The sequence below is a fragment of the Caulobacter sp. GSs2 genome, assembly GCF_058680895.1.
Genome location: NZ_CM178725.1, coordinates 3,174,259 through 3,196,705, shown reverse-complemented (window position 1 = coordinate 3,196,705; position 22,447 = coordinate 3,174,259). Strand labels below are relative to the sequence as shown.

At 68.0% G+C, this 22,447-nt stretch carries 17 protein-coding genes and 2 pseudogenes; 15 read left to right on the top strand and 4 right to left on the bottom strand.

What is annotated here, in order from left to right; all coding sequences use genetic code 11:
- Window positions 1-109: 109 nt before the first annotated feature.
- From ACW17Z_RS15530 to ACW17Z_RS15520, 3 genes and pseudogenes are all read right to left on the bottom strand, one after another.
- Complete coding sequence (locus ACW17Z_RS15530) at window positions 110-2,575, bottom strand: glycoside hydrolase family 3 protein (RefSeq protein WP_492056652.1); 2,466 nt, start codon at window positions 2,573-2,575, stop codon at window positions 110-112.
- 544 nt (window positions 2,576-3,119) lie between these two features.
- Entirely contained in the window at window positions 3,120-3,941 is an 822-nt protein-coding gene (locus ACW17Z_RS15525) for a flagellin (RefSeq protein ID WP_419320329.1), read from the bottom strand.
- A 389-nt stretch (window positions 3,942-4,330) separates the two neighbouring features.
- Window positions 4,331-4,534 (bottom strand): annotated as a pseudogene (locus tag ACW17Z_RS15520) (tryptophan 7-halogenase); the annotation flags it as partial.
- Window positions 4,535-4,698: 164 nt separating this feature from the next.
- On the opposite strand from ACW17Z_RS15520, the gene ACW17Z_RS15515 reads away from it, so the two are divergent.
- The 12 genes and pseudogenes from ACW17Z_RS15515 to ACW17Z_RS15460 all read left to right on the top strand — a co-directional run bounded on the left by ACW17Z_RS15515 (window position 4,699) and on the right by ACW17Z_RS15460 (window position 16,949).
- Window positions 4,699-6,435 (top strand): IlvD/Edd family dehydratase, encoded by a 1,737-nt coding sequence (locus ACW17Z_RS15515; RefSeq protein ID WP_492056651.1) that lies wholly within the window; start codon window positions 4,699-4,701, stop codon window positions 6,433-6,435.
- Window positions 6,435-7,367, top strand: a complete 933-nt coding sequence (locus tag ACW17Z_RS15510; RefSeq protein WP_492056650.1) for a 2-dehydro-3-deoxygalactonokinase — start codon at window positions 6,435-6,437, stop codon at window positions 7,365-7,367. Before ACW17Z_RS15515 ends, ACW17Z_RS15510 begins: the two co-directional genes overlap by 1 nt.
- Window positions 7,354-7,980: a 2-dehydro-3-deoxy-6-phosphogalactonate aldolase gene (locus tag ACW17Z_RS15505; protein WP_492056649.1), complete on the top strand. Its 627-nt coding sequence runs from the start codon at window positions 7,354-7,356 to the stop codon at window positions 7,978-7,980. The genes ACW17Z_RS15510 and ACW17Z_RS15505 overlap by 14 nt, the downstream gene beginning before the upstream one ends.
- 179 nt (window positions 7,981-8,159) lie before the next feature.
- The gene (locus ACW17Z_RS15500; RefSeq protein ID WP_492056648.1) at window positions 8,160-8,888 is read left to right on the top strand and encodes a FadR/GntR family transcriptional regulator; all 729 of its coding nucleotides are present in this window, start codon (window positions 8,160-8,162) and stop codon (window positions 8,886-8,888) included.
- 206 nt (window positions 8,889-9,094) lie between these two features.
- A pseudogene (locus ACW17Z_RS15495) lies at window positions 9,095-9,154 on the top strand (hypothetical protein); the annotation flags it as partial.
- Between the two features lie 184 nt (window positions 9,155-9,338).
- A complete protein-coding gene (locus ACW17Z_RS15490) occupies window positions 9,339-9,698 on the top strand; it encodes a hypothetical protein (protein ID WP_492056647.1) in 360 nt (119 codons plus the stop codon).
- A 194-nt stretch (window positions 9,699-9,892) separates the two neighbouring features.
- On the top strand, window positions 9,893-10,246 hold the full coding sequence (locus ACW17Z_RS15485) for a hypothetical protein (RefSeq protein ID WP_419320315.1): 354 nt from the start codon (window positions 9,893-9,895) through the stop codon (window positions 10,244-10,246).
- 10 nt (window positions 10,247-10,256) lie between these two features.
- Window positions 10,257-10,724, top strand: a complete 468-nt coding sequence (locus tag ACW17Z_RS15480) for a hypothetical protein (protein ID WP_492056646.1) — start codon at window positions 10,257-10,259, stop codon at window positions 10,722-10,724.
- 65 nt (window positions 10,725-10,789) lie between these two features.
- On the top strand, window positions 10,790-11,962 hold the full coding sequence (locus tag ACW17Z_RS15475) for an acetyl-CoA C-acetyltransferase (protein WP_492056645.1): 1,173 nt from the start codon (window positions 10,790-10,792) through the stop codon (window positions 11,960-11,962).
- Between the two features lie 6 nt (window positions 11,963-11,968).
- Entirely contained in the window at window positions 11,969-12,601 is a 633-nt protein-coding gene (locus ACW17Z_RS15470) for a glutathione S-transferase family protein (protein ID WP_492056644.1), read from the top strand.
- Between the two features lie 124 nt (window positions 12,602-12,725).
- A complete protein-coding gene (locus tag ACW17Z_RS15465; RefSeq protein WP_492056643.1) occupies window positions 12,726-13,844 on the top strand; it encodes an efflux RND transporter periplasmic adaptor subunit in 1,119 nt (372 codons plus the stop codon).
- 12 nt (window positions 13,845-13,856) lie between these two features.
- Window positions 13,857-16,949, top strand: a complete 3,093-nt coding sequence (locus ACW17Z_RS15460) for an efflux RND transporter permease subunit (protein ID WP_492056642.1) — start codon at window positions 13,857-13,859, stop codon at window positions 16,947-16,949.
- 122 nt (window positions 16,950-17,071) lie between these two features.
- On the opposite strand, the gene ACW17Z_RS15455 is transcribed toward ACW17Z_RS15460, so the two are convergent.
- The gene (locus tag ACW17Z_RS15455; RefSeq protein ID WP_492056641.1) at window positions 17,072-17,665 is read right to left on the bottom strand and encodes an arylesterase; all 594 of its coding nucleotides are present in this window, start codon (window positions 17,663-17,665) and stop codon (window positions 17,072-17,074) included.
- A 116-nt stretch (window positions 17,666-17,781) separates the two neighbouring features.
- Between ACW17Z_RS15455 and ACW17Z_RS15450 the strand changes: the two genes are divergently transcribed.
- The 3 genes from ACW17Z_RS15450 (at window position 17,782) to ACW17Z_RS15440 (ending at window position 22,428) form a co-directional block, all read left to right on the top strand.
- Window positions 17,782-18,480, top strand: coding sequence for an ABC transporter ATP-binding protein (locus tag ACW17Z_RS15450; RefSeq protein ID WP_492056640.1), 699 nt, complete (start codon window positions 17,782-17,784; stop codon window positions 18,478-18,480).
- Window positions 18,477-20,993: an ABC transporter permease gene (locus tag ACW17Z_RS15445; RefSeq protein ID WP_492056639.1), complete on the top strand. Its 2,517-nt coding sequence runs from the start codon at window positions 18,477-18,479 to the stop codon at window positions 20,991-20,993. The genes ACW17Z_RS15450 and ACW17Z_RS15445 overlap by 4 nt, the downstream gene beginning before the upstream one ends.
- 112 nt (window positions 20,994-21,105) lie before the next feature.
- Window positions 21,106-22,428 carry a PQQ-dependent sugar dehydrogenase gene (locus tag ACW17Z_RS15440; RefSeq protein WP_492056638.1) on the top strand — a complete coding sequence of 441 codons (1,323 nt, stop codon included), beginning with the start codon at window positions 21,106-21,108 and terminating at the stop codon, window positions 22,426-22,428.
- Window positions 22,429-22,447 lie beyond the last annotated feature (19 nt).

The following is a 22,447-nucleotide window of genomic DNA, read 5'->3' as shown; positions in this document are numbered from 1 at the left end:
CTTGTCATCCCGGCCGTAGCGCCGGGACCCAGGGGCAACTGCACCGCGGTTGCCCCTGGGTCCCGGATAGCCTCTGCGAGGCTTCCGGGATGACAAACGGTTGTTGTCGCTACTGCGCCTTCGCCGGACACACCGCCCCGGCCGGATCGGTGGTCAGCTTCACGCCCTGCAGGGTGACCGTCAGCGAGCCCGCCGTCGACAGCGCGAACGGCTCAGCCACTTTCGCGACGTCCGTCCCCGCCGCCGCAAAGCACTTGAGCGGAACCTTCAGGCTGCGCCACTCGCCCACGGGCGCGGCGGCCAGCACCGGCGAGATGTCCAGCTTGCCCCCGCCGATCGACAAGCTGACCGGCGCGGACGCCGGCGCATCGACGCGGTAGTCGATCAGCAGGCCCATCTCGGCATTGGTCTGGAAGGTCAGGTCGATCGCGCCGTCACCGGTGATCGCCGCCGTCGCCGGCGCGCTTCCGGAGAACACGATCTGGCGACCGGCCTCCTGCACGCCGCCGGCGTCCACCGGCCGGATCTGCACGGCCGTGGTCGGCGACAGCTTGAAGCCGAACGGCGCGGGCGTCTTGCCGGCCACGAAGTAGTTGGAGACGTTCAGCGAAGCCGCCGTAACGCCCGAGACTTCCGACAGTTTCGGCAGCCGCACCCTGTCGCGATAGGTCAGGCCAAAGCCATAGGCGAACAGCGGGTCGTAGCGTTTGTCGCCGCGATTGAGCGAGGTCTGGGCGGCGCTCTTGGGCCAGCTGAACGACAGCTTGCCGTGGAAGTCGGCGCGCGGCTTGCCGGCCGCATCACCCACGATCACATCGGCGATCCCGCCGCCTTCAGAGCCCGGCAGCCAGGCGCTGACAAAGGCGTCCGAGGCGTTCAGCTCCGGGTTTACCCACAGCGGGCGGCCGGTCAGGAACACCGCCACCACCGGGACGCCGGCGGCCTTCAGGCGCTTGAGAAGGGCCAGGTCGGTCTTGTCGCCGGCCTGGTATTCCAGGGTCTTCAGATCGCCCACGCCCTCGGCATAGGGCGTCTCGCCAAACACCACCACGGCCACATCGGGCTTGCTGTCGAACCTGCCGTCGACATTCAGCGTGGCCTTGCCGCCGCCGGCCTCGACCGCCTCCTTCAGGCCCGACCAGATCGACTGGGCGCCCGGGAAGTCACTGTTCTTGTTGTCGGTGCCCTGCCACGACAGGGTCCAGCCGCCCGACTGACGACCGATGTCGTCGGCGCCCGAGCCTGCGACCAGCACATTGGCGCTCGACTTGATCGGCAGGACACCATTGTTCTTCAGCAGCACCAGCGACTTGCGCACCGCCTCGCGGGCCAGGGCGCGGTGCTCGGCGTTGCCCATCACGCCGTCGCGGTCTTCCCACGGGCGGGCGGTCTTGAAGAGGCCTAGCCTGGCCTTGACCCGCAGGATGCGGCGCACGGCGTCGTCGACCCGGGCCTGCGAGATCTCGCCCGACTTGACCTGGGCCAGGGTGTTGTCGAACAGGGCCTTCCAGCTGTCGGGGGCCATGTACATGTCCAGGCCCGCATTGGCGGCCTGGGGGCAGTTGGTCGGGACGCAGCCGGCCACCTGGCCATGACCGTTCCAGTCGCCGATCACGAAGCCGTCGAAGCCCATCTGGCCCTTCAGCACATCGGTCAGCAGGGTCTTGTTGCCGTGCATCTTGATCCCGTTCCAGCTGTTGAACGAGGCCATCACGGTCATGGCGCCGGCATTGATGGCCGGCACATAGCCCTGGGCGTGGACGGCGATCAGCTCGCTTTCCGAGATCTTCGCGTCACCCTGGTCGACGCCCTTCTCGGTACCGCCGTCGGCCAGGAAGTGCTTGGCGCTGGCGGCCACGTGGCCCTTCTGCAGCACCTGGCCTTCGCTGACCGCGCCCTGCAGGCCCAGGATCATCTGGTCGGCATACTGCCGGACGATTTCAGGGTCCTCGGAATAGCCCTCATAGGTCCGGCCCCAACGGTCGTCGCGCGGCACGGTCAGGGTGGGTCCGAAGGCCCAGTCAAATCCTGACACCGCTGTCTCCCGCGCCGTAGCCACGCCGATCCGGCGGATCATCTCGGCATCCCGGGTCGCGCCCAGGCCGATATTGTGCGGGAACAGGGTGGCGCCCACGACATTGCCATTGCCGTGCACGGCGTCGATGCCGAACATCAGCGGGATGTTGGTTCCGCCGCGCGTGGCGGCGGCCTCGCGGAAGGCACGGACCGTGGCCACCCACGGCTCCTTGGCCGAGCGGTCGGGCGCGCCCAGCGGCGGCGAGCTGCCGCCCGCCAGGATCGAGCCCAGCGGATAGGTCTTGAGATCCTCGGGCTTGATGGCCGAGGTGTCGGCCTGGATCATCTGGCCGACCTTTTCCTCCAGCGTCATCTTCGCCAGCAGGCCGTCGACAAAGGCCTCGGTCTGGGCGTCGACCAGCCCCTGGCTTTTGGCGGCCGGCCACCGGGCAGGATGAGCCGTCGCCTTGTCGGTCGGGGCGAAGACAGGCTGGGCGAGCGCCACGCCGGTCAGAAGGGTGGTCGCCATCAGCGCGACGATAAGGGTCCTGGTGTTCATGCTCCCGCTTCTCTTTTTTTGCGTCACGCGCCGAATGTTACCGGTATCTCAAACCCTACGCGGCTTCATGCACGGACTGATTGTCGCGATAGATCGATGACAGTGATGTCGTGGCAGGAAACAATGAGGGTTGCCCAATACGTCCTGCTGGCCGGGGCGATCCTGGCCACGGCTGTAGGCGGCGCCGACGCCCAGGCGGAAACCCTCGTCCTTTCCTCGTCCGACAAGTCGCTTTTGATAACGTTGTCAGGCGAGAATGGGCAAGCCCGCTTTGCGGCGCCCCATCGCGGCAAGGCCCTGCTGAAACCCTCGCCGTTTGGGCTTTTGCTCGACAAGGGCGGCGCGAGAGCGGGACCCTCCCCCATCGCTTCAGCAGCAATCTGCGTCAGGCTATGCGTCGGTGTTCGAAGACCCAGCCTTCGGCTCATGATCCCGGCGTCGCCCATGAAAAAAGGGGCGGACACGAAGTCCGCCCCCTCTCAGGTCGCAGCCGTTGGCGCGTACGGGACAAGACGCGTCCCGCCGCTCCGGCCGTCGTCTTGGTTTAGCGGAACAGGCTCAGGATCGACGAGCTCGAGGAGTTCGCGATCGACAGCGCCTGGATGCCCAGCTGCTGCTTGGTCTGCAGCGATTGCAGGCGAGCGCTTTCCTTGGCCAGATCGGCGTCAACCAGGTTGCCCACGCCGGCGTCGAGGCTGTCTTGCAGCTTGCCGACGAAGGTCAGGTGGGTGTCCAGGCCAGTCGAGCTGGTGCCCAGCGAAGCCAACTTGTTGGTCGCCGTGCCCAGCGCGTCCGTGACCGTGCCGATCATGGTCTTGGCCGCGGCGGCCGTGGTGAAGGTCGAACCGGTCGTGAGACCGATGCCGGCCAGGGTCAGGGTCTTGGCGTTGACCGTAAAGCCCGAACCGTCCGAGTTGGCCAGGAAGGTCAGCTTGGCGGTGGTGCCGTCGGCGATGCTGACGCCATTGAACTTGGCGTTCGTGGCGGCCTTGGTCACCTGATCGCGCAGGGATTCAAAGTCGGCCTTCAGAGCGTTGAAGCTGGAGGTGTTGAGCGAGGTGTCGGAAGCGGCCAGGGCCTTTTCCTTCATCTTGCCCAGCAGGTCGGTGATGGTGTCGCCGGCGGCCAGGGCCACGTCGATGGTCGACTGACCACGCTGCAGCGAATCCTTCACCGAGTTCATCGAGGACGCGGTCGCCGATTGATTCTTGGCGGTCGCCCAGATGGCCCCGTTGTCCTTCGCGCTCGCCACCTTCTTGCCGGTGGAGATGCGTTGCTGGACCTGTTGGGTCTCCATGTTCGTGGAGTTCAGGTTTTGCAGAGCGATAAGAGCGCCCTGGTTCGTGTTGATGCTGTTCAGCGCCATTACGAAGATTCCTTCTAGGAGGTCTCCGGTGTCGTTTTGACTACCGGCGGGCATTTCGCCCGACGATTAGTATCCAACAGCAGTCTTTCTATTTGGTTGAAGACATAACGTCGCATGCTTAACACATCTAGATATTCATTAACATTAATGGGTCGATAAACCCTCCCTGACAGGCCCGGATGAGTCTAGTTAGACTCGCGAATTGTCCAGACAGGCCGGAGAGTCTTGGGCCGCCGTTAAAGCGGGATTCACCAGAATCGACGTCTCAACGCGGGGCGCAGCAATGTTCAGCGATGAACGCCGCGTGGGTCGGCAAACGTTCGATCACCTTGGCGATGTGATTTTTCATGCCGGCAGACGACCCGCCGCATCGGCGGTCGAGCGCGTGTATCGTCGATGCCCAGCAGGTGGTTGAACAGGCGGATCGGCGGCACGGTCGCCTCGCCCACTCCGACCGTGCCGATCTGCTCGGACTCGATCAGGGTGATGGGGCCGTATGAGCCCTTCAGCAGCCGGGACAGGGCGGCGGCGGCCATCCAGCCCGCTGTGCCGCCGCCAACAATGACGACCCGACGCGGCGCGCGCTGATTCATCCGACTGCCCCCTGAGAACCCCGCCGCATGAGGGCTCACCCCACGCGGCGGAGCAAGAAGACCAATCGGGTATTTTCAGCGGCGGTTTGCGATGGTCCAAATAATATTATAAATGAGCGCAAGAGGCGTTCGAGTGCCGGATCCAACCGGCGATAGGGATGGTTATGAGTGACGGTAACGCGGGCAAGCGCCTGCGCAGCAGCGGATCCTACGGCAAGCTGGATCGCGATGGCTTCATCCATCGCAGCTGGATGAAGAGCCAGGGCCTGCCTGACGACGTGTTCGACGGCCGTCCGGTGATCGGCATCTGCAACACCTGGTCCGAGATCACCCCCTGCAACGCCGGCCTGCGCGACATCGCCGAGCACGTGAAGCGCGGCGTCTGGGAAGCCGGCGGCCTGCCGCTGGAGTTCCCCGCCATCTCGCTCGGCGAGACCCAGATGCGGCCGACGGCCATGCTGTTTCGCAACCTGCTGGCCATGGATGTCGAGGAGTCGATCCGCGGCAATCCGATCGACGGCGTCGTGCTGCTGGGCGGCTGCGACAAGACCACGCCGGGCCAGATGATGGGCGCGGCTAGCGTTGACCTGCCGACCATCGTCGTTTCGTCGGGCCCGATGCTGAACGGCAAGTTCCGCGGCAAGGACATCGGTTCGGGCACCGACGTCTGGAAGTTCTCCGAGGCGGTCCGCGCCGGTGAAATGACCCTGCCCGACTTCATGTCGGCCGAGAGCGGCATGAGCCGGTCCCCTGGCACCTGCATGACCATGGGCACCGCCTCGACCATGGCCTCGATCGTCGAAGCCATGGGCATGAGCCTGCCCTACAACGCCACCATTCCCGCCGTAGACGCCCGTCGCCGGGCCATGTCGCATGAGACCGGCCGGACCATCGTCCGCATGGTCCATGACGGCCGAACCATGTCGCAGGTGGTCACCCGCGCGTCGTTCGAGAACGCCCTGCGGGTCCATGCCGCCATCGGCGGCTCGACCAACGCCGTGGTGCACCTGCTGGCCCTGGCCGGACGGCTGGGCGTGGACCTGACCCTGGAAGACTTTGACGTGCTGTCGCGCGACGTGCCGTTGCTGGTCGACCTGCAGCCCTCGGGCCGCTTCCTGATGGAAGACCTGCACTATGCCGGCGGCCTGCCTGCGGTGATGAAGGCGCTGGAGCCCTTCCTCGACCCGACCGCCCCCACGGTCACCGGCGCCCCCATCGGCGCCCAGTACGAGAAGGCGGAGGTCTGGAACGCCGAGGTGATCCGCCCGCTCGACGCGCCGGTGAAGGCCGACAGCGGTATCTGGGTGCTACGCGGCAACCTGGCCCCCGGCGGCGCGGTGATGAAGCCCAGCGCGGCCAGCCCGCACCTGCTGAGCCATCGCGGCAAGGCCGTGGTCTTCGAGTCCATCGAGGACTTCCGCGCCCGCATCGACACCCCCGATCTGGAGGTCGACGAGACCTCGATCCTGGTCCTCAAGGGCTGTGGTCCCAAAGGCTATCCGGGCATGCCGGAAGTGGGCAACATGCCGCTGCCGACCAAGCTTCTGGAAAAGGGCGTCAAGGACATGGTTCGCATCAGCGACGCCCGGATGAGCGGCACGGCCTTCGGCGCCGTCATCCTGCACGTCTCGCCCGAGGCCAATGCCGGCGGCCCCCTGGCGATTGTCCGCAACGGCGACGAGATCGTGTTCGACGGCCCCAGCCGCAGCCTGAACCTGCAGATCTCGGACGCCGAGATAGAGGCCCGACTGGCCGTCTGGCGCGCCAACCCGCCACCGCCGGTGGCGACGCGCGGCTACGCCAAGCTCTATATCGACCACGTTCTTCAGGCCGACAAAGGCTGCGATCTGGACTTCCTGGTCGGCGCCTCCGGCTCGGTCGTCACCCGCGAAAGCCACTGATGGACCCGTCGATCTCGATCTTCGGCGACTGGGGCACCTCGCGGCTTCGCCTGTATCTGCGTCAGGGCAAGAGCGTGCTGGATCGCCGGGATGGCCCAGGCGTCAGCGCCCTGACGACATCGCCGGAACAGACCTTTCTCGATCTGGTCGGCGACTGGCGCGAGGCCCGGCCCTCCGGCGCGATCCTGTGCGGCATGGTCGGCTCGCGCATCGGCTGGGTGGAAGCCCCCTATGCTCCCTGCCCGGCCACGGCCAATGACCTGCGCGAACGGGTGCTGAAGATCGAGGCCGACGGCCTGCCGGTGTCGATCATCCCGGGCCTGTCGTGCGTCAATCCGCTGGGCGGTCCCGACGTGATGCGCGGCGAGGAGACCCAGATCCTGGGCGCCCTGGAACTGGATCCCGCCCTGAAGACCGGTCGCCATCTGCTGGTCCTGCCCGGCACCCACAGCAAGTGGACCGTGGTCGAGGACGGCGCGATCACCGGCTTTCTCACCGCCCCGGTCGGCGAGGCCTTCGCCCTGCTGCGCCAGCACTCGACCCTGGCGGCCGGCGTCGCCGCCGATGTGCAGGGCTCGGACGCGGGCTTCGCCATGGGTCTGGCGCGCATCGTCGAAAAGGGCCCCGCCCTGCTGCCGCACCTGCTGTTCGAGACCCGCGCGCGCCAACTGCTGGACAATCTGCCCGCCGCCGACGCCATGGGCTTCCTGTCGGGCCTGCTGATCGGCGCCGACGCGGCCGCCGCCCGCCAGTGGTTCGGCGCGCTGGGGCAGGTGACTCTGGTCGGCGCCCCGACCCTGAATGAGTTCTACGGCCAGGCCATTGCCGCCCAGGGCGGCCATACCGTGGCCGTCAATGGCGACGCCGCCGTGCTGGCCGGCCTCTCCGCCTTGTCCTCCTCCAAGAGCAACGAGTCCCATGTCCTCGCCTGAAACGGTCACCGCTCCCCCGCCCATCGTGGCGATCCTGCGCGGCGTGAAGCCCGACGAGGTCGTGGCCATCGCTAAGGCCCTGGTCGAGGCCGGCATCCGCGCCATCGAGGTGCCCCTGAACTCGCCCGATCCGCTGGAGAGCATTCGCCGGCTTTGTGAAGCCTATGGCGATGTCGCCCTGTGCGGCGCCGGCACCGTGCTGACACCCCAGGCCGTGGATGATGTGGCGGCGGTCGGCGGCAAGCTGATCGTCACGCCCAATACCGATCCCGAGGTCATTGCCCGCGCCGTGGCGCTGGGCCTGACCGCCATGCCCGGCTTCGCCACGCCGTCCGAGGCCTTCGCGGCCGTAAAGGCGGGCGCCAGGGCGCTGAAGCTCTATCCGGCCAGCAGCTTTGGTCCCAGCCACATCAAGGCGGTCAAGGACGTACTGCCCAAGGACATCCTGGTCTATGCCGTCGGCGGCGTGGGGGCGGCCAATCTGGAACCGTGGCTGACCGCAGGCGTGGCCGGCATCGGCGTGGGCGGCGAGCTCTATCGACCCGGCTATTCGGCCCAGGAGGTCGGCCAGAAAGCCACCGCCCTGGTCGCGGCCTGGAACAGCCAGACCTAAGGCGCCCCGCCAACACAGCATCGCTCCTGCATTGCAGCCAAAGAACGATGCAAGATTGGTCAGACAACTGCGGGAGAGCCGTGTATTCGTGTGACGCACCCCTTGTTCCGGGCCTGAACGAACCACGCTAAACAGGACCGATTCAGATCGCGCCGACCAGCAGGAAAGACGACTAGCCGATGCGTACCCAGCCTGGCCTCAGTTTGACCTACGGTCTGGTCGAGGCGCTGGGTCAGGCTATTGTCACGGGCGAATATGCCACCGTCGGCTTCCCCACCGAAGGCGAACTCGCCAAGCAGTTCGGAGCCAGCCGCACGGTCACCCGCGAGGCGGTCAAGATGCTGACCGCCAAGGGCCTGCTCAGCGCCCGTCCGCGCCACGGCACCGTCGTCGAGCCGGAGGCGGACTGGAACCTGCTGGACCCCGACGTCCTGCGCTGGCTGCTGGAACGCAAGTTCTCCCTGCGCCTGCTGGCCGAATTCACCGAGATGCGCCTGGGCATCGAGCCCTCCGCCGCCGCACTGGCCGCCCGCAACGCCGACGAGGCTGGGCTGGAAGAGATCCGCAAGGGCCTGCGCCGGATGAAGGCCGCCGCCGAGGGCGAGGACGACGCCCTTTCGGCCGACATCGCCTTTCACATCTCGATCCTCAACGCGACCAAGAACCCGTTCTATCGCGAGTTGCACGAGCTGGTGAACACCGCCCTGCGCATCTCGATCCGGTTCACCAATCGCATCAAGGGCCGCACCGCCAGCATCCCGTCGCACGAGGATGTGGCCGAGGCGATCATCGCCCGCGACGCCGACAGGGCCTCCACCGCCATGCGGCTGATCATTGTCGACGTGCTGGAACTGATCCGCGCCGCCTCGCCGTCCACCGAGTCGGAAGCCGCGCGCCGCGAGGCGTGAGCCGTTGCAGCTGTCTCGATAAAGCCTCAACCGATCTCGAAACGGACGATGTCGTCGCCCGATAGCGACGGCGGCTTGCTCCGAGCTGCGGCAACGCCTTAGATCAAAGGATGGACAAGGGGGCGATCCATCCGGGCGAAGCCGCCATCGGCCTTGATCGGCTCACCGAGCGTGAGCGCGAATGCCTGCGCCTTGTTGATCGCCACATGAGCTCCAAGGAGATCGCCCGCGAACTGGGCCTCTCCAAGCACACCGTGGACTGGCATCTGGACAAGGCCCGCAAGCGCCTGGGCGCGCCCGACCGCTACGCCGCCGCGCGCCTGGCCAGCGACCGGATCGCGCCGCCCACCCCCGATACCCCCCCTCCGATCGGATCGGGGTCCTATCCGTCGCGGCTAGGCGACGCTCTCTCCTCGCGGTCAGCTGACCGTATTGAGGAAGGAGCGTTCAGTGACCGAGTTGAACCCACACCAGAAGGATGCGATCGGCCGGGTGGCCCATCTGCACGAGGACATACGGCGCTTCCAGCAGAGCTGGCCCGCGCTGAACACGCCTCCCGACCAGACCCCGCCGTTCACCTGGGGGCAGCTGGAGCGGCAGCTTTCCAGCCTGTCGGCGACCCCGAACAGCGCGGCCATGGCCCGCGACCTGGTGACGGCGACCCGCAAGCAGGCGCCGTTCAAGCCGGCGGAAATGGTGCTGCGCGAGATCCTGTGCATCGCCAGCGCGGTGATGGACGAGACCTTCCGGGACACGCCGGAACACCCGGACTGCTACTCCCCGGACTTGGAGGAGGGCCCAATGCGCTAACACCGCTCAAGCGCCTGACCTTCATCGGCGCCGTGATGATCGTGACCGCCTTCGCGTTCGGTTCGATCCTGGCGGGGCTGCACGCCCTGCAAGCCATCGCGCCCTAAGACCCGCGCCCTCCGGCCCGGGCTCAAAGCCAACACGTCTTCATCCCTTTGCAACGCGCCGACCCCGTCGGCGTGAGGAGATCACTCATGCTCAAGCAACGCCGCCTGGCCGCCGAGACTGTGGCCGAAGCCCTGTTCGCCGCCGAAAAGGCCATCGACGCCGCCATTGCCAGCACCGCCGCCCTGGCCGGTCTGATGCCCGCCAGCCGCCAGGACGCCAACATCTCGGCCTTGGTCGGCCAGGACGCCCTGATGGCCGCCATCGAAACCATGCAGGCCCTGGGCTTGGCGCGCGGCAATATCGTCGACACCCACAGGCGCCTGTCGGTCGCTCAGCGCGATATCGGCCTGGCCGCCGTGTCGTTCGGCAATGCCGGGGACAAGCCGCCTTCGCCCGAAGGCCGCCTGAGCCTGACGGCGGTGGAGACCAGGGCGGCCTGACCAAGGCGCGGTGACGACGGTTGCAATTGACATCAACCCCGTCACCCTGCGGCGGATGATCTTTCATTCGCTGTATCAATGGCTGGGAATCGTCTGTCTGGCCGTGGCCGCCGCGCCGGCGATCTGGCGCGGCGGCTGGCCCGAGCGGACGGCGGCGATCGCCATGGTCGCGGCCTGGCTGGGCAGCGGCCTGGTCCAGAACGGCATGCAGCTCTGGGGCCTGCAGATCGGCGTGATGCTGATCGACCTGGTCCTGCTGGCCGTGCTGCTGGCCATCGCCCTGAGGTCGGACCGCTGGTGGCCAATGTGGGCCAGCGCCTTTCACGGCCTGGGCGCCCTGCTGCATTTCGCTGTGCTGGTTGACGCCAAGGTCTGGGGGCGGACCTATTTCATAGCCGGCAGCCTGTTCAGTTTCCTGACCCTGGCGGCCCTGCTGGTCGGCGGGATCAACAGGATGCGTCGCCCCCTCGCCGACTGACGCCGCGTCACGGAAGACAAGCCCCTGGATTTCTGGTCCGCTCCCGCAAAACAGGGAGAAACACAATGGGCGAAGCCTATATCGTCGCCGCCGCACGTACCGCCGGCGGCCGCAAGGGCGGGCGACTGGCCGGCTGGCATCCGGCCGACCTGGCCGGCGCGGTGCTGGATGCCCTTGTCGACCGCAGCGGCATCGACCCGGCCCTGATCGAGGACGTGATCCTGGGCTGCGTGGGCCAGGTGGGCGAGCAGGGCATCAATATCGCGCGCAATGCGGTGCTGGCCTCGCGCCTGCCCGAAAGCGTGCCGGCCACCTCGGTGGATCGCCAGTGCGGCTCGTCGCAACAGGCCCTGCATTTTGCCGCCGCCACCGTGATGTCGGGAGCCATGGACGTGGTGATCGCCGCCGGCGTGGAAAGCATGACCCGCGTGCCGATGGGTCTGTCCTCGGCCCTGCCCTACAAGAACGGCTTCGGGACCTATATGAGCCCGCGCATTCAGGAACGGTATCCTGACATCCAGTTCAGCCAGTTCGCCGGCGCAGAGATGATCGCCCGCAAGTATGACCTGAGCCGCGAGGCCCTCGACGCCTTCGCCCTGTCCAGCCACCAGCGCGCCATCGCCGCCACCAAGGCCGGCAAGTTCGCCGCCGAGATCGTGCCGCTGGAAATTGCCCTCGCGGATGGTGCGATCGAGCAGCACACCACCGACGAAGGCATCCGCTATGAGGCCACCCTGGAGTCTATCGGCGGCGTCAAGCTGCTGCAGGAAAACGGCCGCCTGACCGCCGCCACCTCCAGCCAGATCTGCGACGGCGCGGCCGGCCTGCTGGTGGTCAATGAGCGGGGACTAAAAGCCTTGGGTGTCGAGCCGCTGGCCCGCATCCACCACATGACCGTTATCGGCCATGACCCGGTGATCATGCTGGAAGCGCCGATCCCGGCCACCGAAAAGGCCCTGAAACGGGCCGGCATGAAGATCGACGACATCGACCTCTACGAGGTCAACGAAGCCTTCGCCTCGGTGCCGACCGCCTGGCTGCAGGTGCTGGGCGCCGATCCGGCCAAGCTGAACGTCAATGGCGGCGCCATCGCCCTGGGCCACCCCCTGGGCGGCTCGGGGGCCAAGCTGATGACCACCCTGGTCCACGCCCTGCGCGCCTCGGGCGGCCGCTATGGTCTGCAGACCATGTGCGAAGGGGGCGGCCTGGCCAATGTGACCATCGTCGAGCGGCTCTAGGCCCCTATGATCACCCTCTACCACTGCCGGGACGCCCGCTCGTTCCGGCCGCTGTGGGCGCTGGAAGAGCTGGGGCTTGAGTACGACCTCAAGCTCCTGCCCTTCCCGCCGAGGTTCCTGGCGCGCGAGTTCCTGGACGAAAACCCGCTGGGCACCATCCCGCTGCTGATCGACGGCGACACCCGGATGACCGAGTCCGCAGCGATGATCGAATATCTGTCGATGCGCCATGGTGAGGGACACCTCTCGGTGGGGCCCCAGGAGCCCGGTTATGGCGCCTATCTGAACGGCCTGCATTTTGGCGAGGCCACCCTGACCTTTCCCCAAACCCTGGTGCTGCGCTATTCGCGCCTTGAACCCGAGGAACGCCGCAACCCCCAGGTCGCCGCCGACTATGCCCGCTGGTTCCTGTCGCGACTGAAGGGGCTGGACCTGATCCTGAAAGACCACGCCTTCGCCGCCGGCGACCGCTTCACGGGCGCGGATATCTCGATCGCCTACGCCCTGCTGCTGGCCACATCCCTGGGTCTTTCAGACGATTTTCCGCCCGCCGTCGCCGCCTATTGGACGCGGATGAGCGACCGTGAAGGGTTCAATCGCGCCCTGACGGCCCAGTCGGGCGCCGCGCCAACGCTCTAAGCCGCGCCTCCATATCGTCTTACGATCATTTAACTCAGCGACCCACGCTTTGTCGGCTAGAAGGCCCTGAAGGCTTTCTGGGACATCGGGGACGATCGTGGTTTACGGGATCAAGGGGCGCGTCATGCGTTCGAGCGCGCTGGTTGTCGTCCTGAGCCTGGGCGCCCTGACGCTTGCCGGCTGCGGCGACGACAAGAAGCCCAAGAAGGCCGCGCCCCCGGCTGGAGCGACCGCGACCCAGACGGTCAGCATCGCCACCGTCGTCTCGCAATCCGTGCCTCGCCAGATCAACGCCACCGGCACCATCTCGCCTTGGGAAGAGGTCGTCGTCGGCGCCGAGACGGGTGGTCTGACGGCTATCTCGGTCAATGCCGAGGAAGGCGACACCGTCCAGGCCGGCCAGATCCTGGTCAAGCTCAACGACACCCTGCTTTCGGCCCAGATGCGCCAGCAGGACGCCGGCGTCGCCAGCGCCAGGGCCACCCTGGCCGAGGCCGAAGCCTCCCTGCGCCGCTCGCGCGAGCTGCAGGCCAAGGGCTATCTGTCGCAAGCCTCGCTGGACACCAGCCTGGCCAGGCAGCAGACCGCCAACGCCCAGGTGGCCTCGGCCGAGGCCGCGCGCGGCGAGACCGCCGCCCGCCTGGCCCAGACCGCCATCCGCGCCCCGGTGGCGGGCCTGATCAGCCGTCGCAACGTCACCAAGGGCCAGATCGTCAGCACCGGCGCCGAAGTCTTCCGCATCGTGCGTGACAGCCGCCTGGAACTGGACGCCGAGATCCCAGAGACCGATCTGGCCCTGGTGAAGGCGGGCATGGCCGCCACCATCGTCTCCGACAAGGTGGGCCAGACCACGGGTCGGGTGCGCATCGTCACCTCCGAGGTGAATGGCCAGACCCGCCTGGGCGTCGCTCGGGTGGCGCTGTCCAGCATGGGCGGCTTCCGCACCGGCATGTTCGCCCGCGCCACCATCCAGGCCGGAGACCAGGCTGCCCTGACGGTTCCCAGCGCCTCGGTGCTGTATCGCGAAAACCGTCCCGGCGTGTTCGTGCTCGACGCCAAGAACCACGCCCGCTTCCGGCGCATCGCCATCGTGGCCGCCACGGCCGACATGATTGCCGCCACCGGCTTGACCGCCGGCGAACGTGTGGTCGTCGAGGGCGCCGGCTTCCTGGGCGAAGGCGACGCTGTGCGGATCGGCAGCGCTGTCCCGACGGCGTCGGCCGCCGCCAAGTCGGCCCGCTAGGAGCCTGACGCGATGAACAACATCTCCGCCTGGGCGATCCGAAACCCGATCCCCGTCATCCTGCTGTTCCTGCTGCTGACCATCGCCGGGATTTCCGGCTTCCGCAGCATGCGGATCAACAACAATCCCGACGTTGACCTGCCGTTCGTCGTCGTCACGGCGGCGCGCCCCGGCGCTGCGCCCAGCGAACTTGAAACCCAGGTGACCCGCCTGATCGAGGACTCGGTCGCGGGCCTTGGCCGGGTGCGCCACATCAACTCGACCATCACCGACGGGGTGTCCTCGACCTTCATCGAGTTCGAACTGGGCGTCGATCACGAGCAGGTCACCAACGATGTTCGCAACGCCATGTCCGGCCTGCGGGGCGACCTGCCCCAGGACATGCAGGAGCCCAACGTCACCCGGATCGACATCTCCGGCGATCCGCTGATCACCTATGTGGTCAAGGCTCCGACCCTGACACCGGAACAGCGCAGCTGGTTCGTCGACAACGAGGTCAGCCGCACCCTGCTGGCCCTCAAGGGCGTCGGCGAGGTCAATCGCCGCGGCGGCGTTGATCGCGAGATCCAGGTGGCCCTGGATCCCGACCGCCTGGCCGCACGCGGCGTCACCGCCGCCCAGGTCAGCCAGGCCCTGGTGTCCAGCAATGCCGACCTGCCTGGCGGCCGGGTGACCATTTCGGGCTCCGAGCGCGCCATCCGCACCCTGGGCGCGGCCGGCTCGATCGACCAGCTGCGCGAGACCCGCATCCCCCTGTCGGCGGGCGGCACCGTGCGCCTGGGCGACCTGGGCACAGTCGAGGACCGCTGGGCCGAGCCTCGCTCGCGCGCCCGCTATGACGGCCAGGAGGTCGTGACCTTCAACATGGTCCGCTCACGCGGCGCCAGCGAGGTCCAGACCGCACAGAAGGTCCGCAAGGCCGTCGAGAAGCTCGACATGGCCCATCCGGAAGTCGAGATCGACGAGATTACCTCAGAGGTAAAATACATCGAGGACAGCTATCTGGCCTCGATGGAGGCGCTGATCCTCGGCGCCGTGCTGGCCGTTCTGGTGGTGCTGCTGTTTCTGCGCGACTGGCGGGCGACCTTCCTGGCGGCCGTCGCCATCCCGATGTCGCTGCTGCCGACCTTCGCCCTGATGGCGCCGCTGAACCAGTCGCTCAACAGCATCACCCTGCTGGCCCTGTCCTTGACCGTCGGCATCCTGGTGGATGACGCCATCGTCGAGATCGAGAACATGGTCCGCCACATGCGGGGCGGCAAGACGCCCTATGCGGCGGCCATGGAGGCGGCCGACGAGATCGGCCTGGCGGTCGTTGCCACGACCTTCACCATTGTGGCGGTGTTCGCCCCGGTCGGCTTCATGCCGGGCATCATCGGCCAGTTCTTCAAGGCCTTCGCCCTGGCCGCCTGCGTCTCGGTGCTGTTCTCGCTGGTCGTGGCTCGCCTGCTGACGCCGCTGATGGGCGCCTACATGCTCAAGGCCAACGGCAAGCACGAGGATGCCGACCCGTTCTGGATGGCGCCTTACCTCAAGAGCCTGACCTGGGGCCTGAACAATCGCTGGAAGGTCCTGGCGATGGGCATCCCGATGATTTTGGCCTCGTACTTCCTGGCGAAGGCCCTGCCCTTCGAGTTCCAGCCGGCCGCCGACCGTGGCCGCGCGCCGTTCTCGGTCCAGCTGCCGCCGGGCGCGACCCTGGACGAGACAGACGCCATCGTGCAGCGCATGACCCGCGAACTCCGGGCCCGTCCCGAGGTTCGCGGTGTCTATGCCTCCATCGGCGGCAATAATGCGGTCAATACCGCCACCCTGAACGCCGATCTGGTGCCCAAGGGCGAGCGCATGGACCAGCAGGAGTTCAGCCGCCTGATGGTCGACCAGTTCGCCGCCATTCCGGGCGCCCGAATTGGCGCAGGCTCCAACAGCGGCGGTGGTCCCAGCGACGGCACCAGCTTCAGGCTCAGCCTCGTGGGCGACAACGGGCCGGCGCTGGACGCCGCCGCCCGCAAGGTCGAGGCCGAGATGCGCAACGTTCCGGGATTGGCCCATGTGGTCAATACGGCGGCCATTGCCCGGCCCGAGATTGTCGTCACACCGCGCCCCGACCAGGCCGCCCGCGCCGGCGTCTCGGCCGGCGTGATCTCGCAGGCGGTGCGCGTGGCCACCATCGGCGACATCGACCAGAACCTGCCCAAGTATAATCTCGGCGATCGGCAGGTGCCGATCCGCCTGCGCCTGACCCAGGACGCCCGCGAGGACATGGCTATCCTGCAGACCCTGCAGGTGCCCAGCGCCGGCGGCCCCGTGCCGCTGAACGCCGTGGCCGACGTGCGCTTCGGCGCAGGTCCGTCGCAGATCAGCCGTCAGGACCGCTCGCGAGTCGCCACCATAACCGCCGAACTCGACGGCATCGTGGTGGGCGAGGCCAGCAAACGGGTCCACGCCCTGTCCTCGGTCAAGAACCTGCCGAGCGGCATCCAGGAAGTGGCCGCCGGCGACGCCGAGTTCATCCAGGAGATGGTCACCGGCTTCGCCGCCGCCCTGATCACCGGCATCTTGCTGATGTACGTCGTGCTGGTGCTGCTGTTCCGCAGCTTCGCCCACCCGATCACCATCATGGTCGCCTTGCCGCTGGCCATCGGCGGCGCCTTCGCGCTGCTGGTTCTGGCCAAGTCGAGCTTCTCGATCTCGACCCTGATCGGCATTCTGATGCTGATGGGTATCGCGGCCAAGAACTCGATCCTGCTGGTCGAGTACGCGATCATGGCCATGCAGAACGGCATGACCAAGCGCGAGGCGATCATCGATGCGGCGCACAAGCGCGCCCGGCCGATCATCATGACGACGGTCGCCATGGGCGTGGGCATGCTGCCGGTGGCGGTCGGCTTCGGCGCCGATGTCGAGTTCCGCGCGCCCATGGCCATTGCGGTGATCGGCGGCCTGATCACCTCGACCCTGCTGTCGCTGCTCTATGTTCCCGTCGTCTTCATCCTGATGGACGGTCTGAAGGTGCGCGCCGAACGGCTGACGCATCGCGTGTTCGGCAGCAGCGCTCACACGGCCCATCCGCCGGCGAACAAGTCCACCCTGGTCGACGGCTAGAGCATCGTGCGGAAAAGTGGATACCGGTTTTCCGCAAAAACGATGCGAAAACAAAAAGCTAGAGCGAAGTGCGCGATTCTTGTATCGCGCGTTTCGCTCTAGGGACGATCCGCGCTGTGAACCTAGATCGTGGTTCGCAGCGCGGTCGCCACCGTCGGGGCCAGCCGCTCGGCGATCACCCGCGCGCCCGCAGCATTGGGATGGATGCCGTCGCGCTGCATCAGGCGCTGGGCCCCGACCACGCCGGTGACGAAGTCCGGATGGAAGACCACGCCGGTCTCGCGCGCCAGGGCCGGATAGAGGCCGGTGAAGTCGCGCGCATAGGACGCCCCGATCAACGGCGGAGCCCGCACGCCGGCCAGCACCACGCGGATGCGGCGGGCCTTCAGCTTTTCGATGATGCGTTTCAGGTTGGCCTTGGTCCGCGAGGGGTCTGCGCCCTGCAACAGGTCGTTGCCGCCCAGGGCCACCACGCACACGGCGGTGTCGGCGCCGACGCTGAAATCGACCCGCGCCAGGCCGCCGCCGCTGGTGTCGCCCGAGACGCCTGCCCCGCGCACCGCCGCCCGCACGCCCATCCGGTCAAGGGCGCTCTGCAGTTGCGCCGGCAAGGCGTCGCGCGCGGGCAGGCCCAGGCCGGCGGTGATCGAGTCGCCCAGAACGGTGACGATCGGAGGCTTCTCCGCCGCCGTCGCACCGGTCGAAACGGCGAACATCGCGCCAAATCCAAAAATGGTCCCGCGTCGGGTGGGGGCAGGCCGTGTGAAGATCGTCATGAGTCCCTATGTGGGGTTGGGGTTCGCAAATTTAACGCACGAAACAAGGAAACTTCATGACCGCCGATGTCGCGCCGCTCGCCCTTTCGTCGGTGACCCTGACCCTGCCCTCTACGGCGGGGCCTGTGAATATCCTGCGCGGCGTCGACCTGCATGTGGCGGCGGGTGAGCGCGTGGCGATCATCGGGCCATCCGGCTCGGGCAAGTCGTCGCTGATTTCGGTGGCCGCCGGGCTTGAACGCCCGACCTCGGGAACCGTCAGCCTGTTTGGTCAGGACCTGGCCAAGCTGGACGAGGACGGCCGCGCCCGCCTGCGCCGTGGCCGCGCGGCACTGGTGTTCCAGAGCTTCCACCTGCTGCCCAACATGACCGCCGAGGAAAACGTCTCCGCGCCGCTGGAGATCGCCCGGGCGCCCAACGCCCTGCCCACCGCCCGCGACTGGTTGGCCAAGGTGGGGCTGTCCTCGCGCCTGACCCACTATCCGCACCAGCTGTCGGGCGGCGAGCAGCAGCGCGTGGCCCTGGCCCGGGCCCTGGCGGCGCGACCGATCCTGCTGTTCGCCGATGAGCCCACCGGCAATCTCGACAGCCGCAACGCCGGCTCGGTGGTCGACCTGATGTTCGACCTGCTGGCCGAGTGCGGCGCGGCCCTGGTGATGGTCACCCATGACCCGGTGCTGGCCCAGCGCGCCGACCGCATCGTCCGCATGGCCGACGGCAAGGTCGTCCCCAAGGCTGGCGAGGCCGCTGCGTGAGCGCTCTTTCCTTCCGCCTCGCCGCCCGCGAGCTGCGCTCCGGCGTCCGGGGCTTTGGCATTTTCCTGGCCTGTCTGGCCCTGGGCGTCGCCGCCATCGCGGCGGCCGGCTCCACGGCCGAGGCCTTCCGCCAGGGCCTGGCCTCGCAGGCGCGGGAAATCCTGGGCGGCGATATCTCGACCTCGGTCGAGAACCGCGACTTCACCCCACAGGAGCGCGCGGCCTTCGCGCGGCTGGGCACGGTGTCCTACACCGCCCGCGTGCGGGTGATGGCTCAAGCGCCATCAGGGGAACGCCGGCTGGTCGACCTGCGCGGCGCCGACGCCGCCTATCCCCTGGCCAGCAAGGTCGAGCTGGAGGGCGCGGCTAGCCTGGCGCAGGCTCTTGCCACGCGCGACGGCCTGCCGGGCGCGGCAGTCGAACCGGCCCTGCTGGATCGTCTGGGCCTGAAGATCGGCGACACATTCGAGGCCGGTCCCCTGACCCTGGTGGTTCGCGCCGTGATGATCCGCCAACCCGACAGCGTGGCGCGCGGCTTCGTGCTGGGCCCGCGCGTGGTGGTGCGTCGCGACCTGCTGGACCCGACGGGCCTGCTGGCGCCGGGCCTGCCGTCTGACCAGGCCGCCCGCATCGCGGTGCGCGACGGCGTCGATCCGGTCGTCGCCGGCAAGCAGCTGGAAAAGACCTTCGGCGAGGCCGGCCTTGGCGTGCGCGACCGCTCCAACGCCGCGCCCGGGGCGCGCAAGTTGATCGACCAGCTGGAATACTTCCTCGGCTTCATCGGCCTGGCCTCGCTGGTCGCCGGCGGCCTGGGCGTGGCGGGGGCGGTCTCGGCCTATCTGGCGACGCGCGAGCCCTCCATCGCCGTGCTCAAGGCGCTGGGCGCGGATGGGGCCCTGATCCGAAACACCTATCTGATCCAGATCGGACTGCTGGCCGCCCTGGGCGTGCTAATCGGTCTGGTGATCGGCGCCATCGTGCCGCTGATCCTGGGCCAGATCGCCGGCAGCGCCCTGCCGATCCCGGCCCTTTTCGCGGTCTATCCCCTGCCCCTGGTCAAGGCCGGCGCCTTTGGCCTGCTGGCGGCGGCGGCCTTTTCGCTAATCCCGCTGGCCCGCGCCCGCGCCACCCCGCCCTCGGCCCTGTTTCGCCGCGCCCTGGGCGTGCGCGCGCCGTTCGGACTGGAGACGATCGGCGCAGCCGTGAGCGGCCTGGGCCTCGCCGCCCTGGCCGTCACCACCGCCCCCACCCCCATCGCCGCCGGGATCATGATCGCCGGCGTCGCCGTGGCCTTCGTCGCCCTCTGGGCGCTGGGCCTGCTGGCCGCCTGGCTGGCCGGCAAGGTCCGGGGTCTGGCGCGCGGCCCGATCCGTATCGGCCTGGCCAATCTGGCCGGCCCCCGCTCGGCCGCCCGCACCGCGACCCCGGCCATCGGCCTGGGCGTCGCCCTGCTGGCCTGCGTGGTGCTGATCCAGTCGGCCCTGCTGGCCCAGGTGCGAGAAGTGGCCCCCAAAAGCGCCCCGGCCATGGTGTTCACCGAGATCCCCGGCGACGAGGTCGCAGCCTTTGACGCGGAGGTGTTCCGCGCCGCCGGACCGCTGGACGGCGAAAGCTATCTGCGCATCCCCTTCGCCACCGGCCGCATCATCGCGCTCAAGGGCAAGCCCATCGACCTGCAGGCCATCAAGGCGTCCGAGCGCTGGGCCTTCGACAGCGACGTGAACCTGTCGGTTCTCGACGCCGAGCCGAAGGACGCCGGCATCGTCGAAGGCCGCTGGTGGCCGGCCGGCTATACGGGCCCGCCGCAGGTGGCCATGGAGGTCGAACTGGCGCAGGGCGCGGGCCTGAAGGCCGGCGACACCATCACCCTGTCGGTTCTGGGCCGTGATCTCGAGGCCAAGGTCGCGGTGCTGCGCAAGGTCGAGTTCGGCGGCTTTGGCCCGAACTTCTCGATCATCCTGGACCCGAAAAGTCTGGAAGGCGCGGTGCTGCGCAATATCGCCATCGCCAAGATGGACCGCCCCGCCGAGGCCCGCCTGACCCGCGCCCTGGGCAAGAGCTTCCCGGCGGTCAATGTCATCAGCGTGCGCGAGCAGCTGGAAGCCGCCGCCGGCCTGTTCGACCGTCTGGCCCTGGCGATCAGAGGCGCAGCGGCGGTCGCGGGGCTGGCCGGACTGCTGGTCCTGGCCGGAGCCATCGCCGCAGGGGCCCGCGCCCGGGCGCGCGAGGCGGCGACGCTGAAAGTGCTGGGCGGCACGCGCAGCCAGATCCTGTCGGCCTATGTCGTCGAATACGGCGCGGTCGGCCTGATCGCCGGCGCGGCGGGCGTGCTGCTGGGCCTGGCCGCCGCCTGGCCGGTGGTCGTGCTGGTGTTCAAGGCGCAATGGAGCATCGACTGGGCCGGGGTGATGGCCCTGCTGGCCGGAGCGGCGGGTCTGTCGGCGGTCGGCGGCCTGCTGGCTGCGGCCCAGGCGCTGTCGCGACGTCCCGCCCCTGTGCTGAGGGCCGACTGACCCTGGGGAAGCTCGACGTGTCGCAACAATAGTCTAGCCTCTGGGCAGGACCCGTCCGCCAAAGAACGCGGAACGCTTTGAGGCGTTACCATGAGGTCTCAGGGAGAATTCCATGTCGCGTCTTCGTCACCCAGCAGCCCTTACGGTCCTCGCCCTGACGGCGCTCGCCGCCTGTAGCCAGAGCGAGTCCCAGAACGCCGCGACCGGCTATGGTCCCGATCCGGCCCTGCCCGCGCCGACCAAGACGCTGTTGCCGACGGTGAAGGTCTCGCCCGTCAACCGCTGGGCCAATGGCGCGACGCCGATCGCCGCCCAGGGTTTCCGGGTGCAGGCCTTCGCCTCTGGCCTTGATCATCCGCGCTGGATGCTGGTGCTGCCCAACGGCGACGTGCTGGTGGCGGAAACCAACGGCCCGCCCAAGGAAAAGAAGAAGGGCTTCGACATCCGGGCCTGGGCCGAAAAGCAGATCATGGGCAAGGCCGGGGCCAAGACGCCCAGCGCCAACCGCATCACCCTGCTGCGCGACGCCGACGGCGACGGCGTGGCCGAGGTCAAGACGCCCTTCCTGACCGGCCTGAACTCGCCGTTCGGCATGGCCCTGGTCGGCGAGACGCTCTATGTGGCCAATACCGACGCCGTGGTCGCCTTCCCCTATGTGGCGGGCGCGACCAGCATCGCCGCTCAGGCGCGCAAGATCGCCGACCTGCCCGCCGGCCCGATCAACCACCACTGGACCAAGAGCCTGATCGCCAGCCCGGACGGAACCAAGCTCTATGCGGGCGTCGGCTCCAACAGCAATGTCGGCGAGAACGGCATGGCGGCCGAGGAGCGCCGCGCGGGTATTCTTGAGGTCGATATCGCCACCGGCGCCAGCCGGGTCTATGCCTCGGGTATCCGCAATCCTGTCGGCGTCGGCTGGAACCCGGTCACCGGTCAGCTGTGGACCGCCGTCAACGAGCGCGACGAGATCGGCAATGATCTGGTCCCCGACTACATGACCTCGGTGCAGGACGGCGGCTTCTATGGCTGGCCCTACAGCTATTACGGCCAGACGGTCGACACCCGCGTCAAGCCGCCCCGGCCTGACCTCGTCGCCAAGGCGATCAAGCCCGACTACGCCTTGGGCGCGCACACCGCCTCGCTGGGCCTGACCTTCTATGAGGGCGCGACCTTCCCCGAGCGCTATCGCGGCGGCGTGTTCATCGGCCAGCACGGCTCGTGGAACCGCAAGCCGCAGTCCGGCTACAAGGTGGTGTTCATTCCCTTCCAGAACGGCAAGCCGGCCGGCCCGCCCGAGGACTTCCTGACCGGCTTCCTCAATGCCAAGGGTGAAGCCCAGGGCCGCCCGGTGGGGGTCAATATCGACAAGACCGGCGCGCTGCTGCTGGCTGACGATGTGGGCAATGTGATCTGGCGGGTCAGCGCGCCGCGCTGATCCACACTGACTTGCACAA

Bases quoted from the DNA above. Each gene is read 5' to 3' on its own strand.
- ACW17Z_RS15530 (WP_492056652.1), bottom strand. From the start codon at position 2,575: ATGAACACCAGGACCCTTATCGTCGCGCTGATGGCGACCACCCTTCTG.
- ACW17Z_RS15440 (WP_492056638.1), top strand. From the start codon at position 21,106: ATGTCGCGTCTTCGTCACCCAGCAGCCCTTACGGTCCTCGCCCTGACG.
- ACW17Z_RS15505 (WP_492056649.1), top strand. From the start codon at position 7,354: ATGTCCTCGCCTGAAACGGTCACCGCTCCCCCGCCCATCGTGGCGATC.
- ACW17Z_RS15510 (WP_492056650.1), top strand. From the start codon at position 6,435: ATGGACCCGTCGATCTCGATCTTCGGCGACTGGGGCACCTCGCGGCTT.
- ACW17Z_RS15460 (WP_492056642.1), top strand. From the start codon at position 13,857: ATGAACAACATCTCCGCCTGGGCGATCCGAAACCCGATCCCCGTCATC.
- ACW17Z_RS15465 (WP_492056643.1), top strand. From the start codon at position 12,726: ATGCGTTCGAGCGCGCTGGTTGTCGTCCTGAGCCTGGGCGCCCTGACG.
- ACW17Z_RS15500 (WP_492056648.1), top strand. From the start codon at position 8,160: ATGCGTACCCAGCCTGGCCTCAGTTTGACCTACGGTCTGGTCGAGGCG.
- ACW17Z_RS15470 (WP_492056644.1), top strand. From the start codon at position 11,969: ATGATCACCCTCTACCACTGCCGGGACGCCCGCTCGTTCCGGCCGCTG.
- ACW17Z_RS15485 (WP_419320315.1), top strand. From the start codon at position 9,893: ATGCTCAAGCAACGCCGCCTGGCCGCCGAGACTGTGGCCGAAGCCCTG.
- ACW17Z_RS15525 (WP_419320329.1), bottom strand. From the start codon at position 3,941: ATGGCGCTGAACAGCATCAACACGAACCAGGGCGCTCTTATCGCTCTG.
- ACW17Z_RS15475 (WP_492056645.1), top strand. From the start codon at position 10,790: ATGGGCGAAGCCTATATCGTCGCCGCCGCACGTACCGCCGGCGGCCGC.
- ACW17Z_RS15515 (WP_492056651.1), top strand. From the start codon at position 4,699: ATGAGTGACGGTAACGCGGGCAAGCGCCTGCGCAGCAGCGGATCCTAC.
- ACW17Z_RS15455 (WP_492056641.1), bottom strand. From the start codon at position 17,665: ATGTTCGCCGTTTCGACCGGTGCGACGGCGGCGGAGAAGCCTCCGATC.
- ACW17Z_RS15450 (WP_492056640.1), top strand. From the start codon at position 17,782: ATGACCGCCGATGTCGCGCCGCTCGCCCTTTCGTCGGTGACCCTGACC.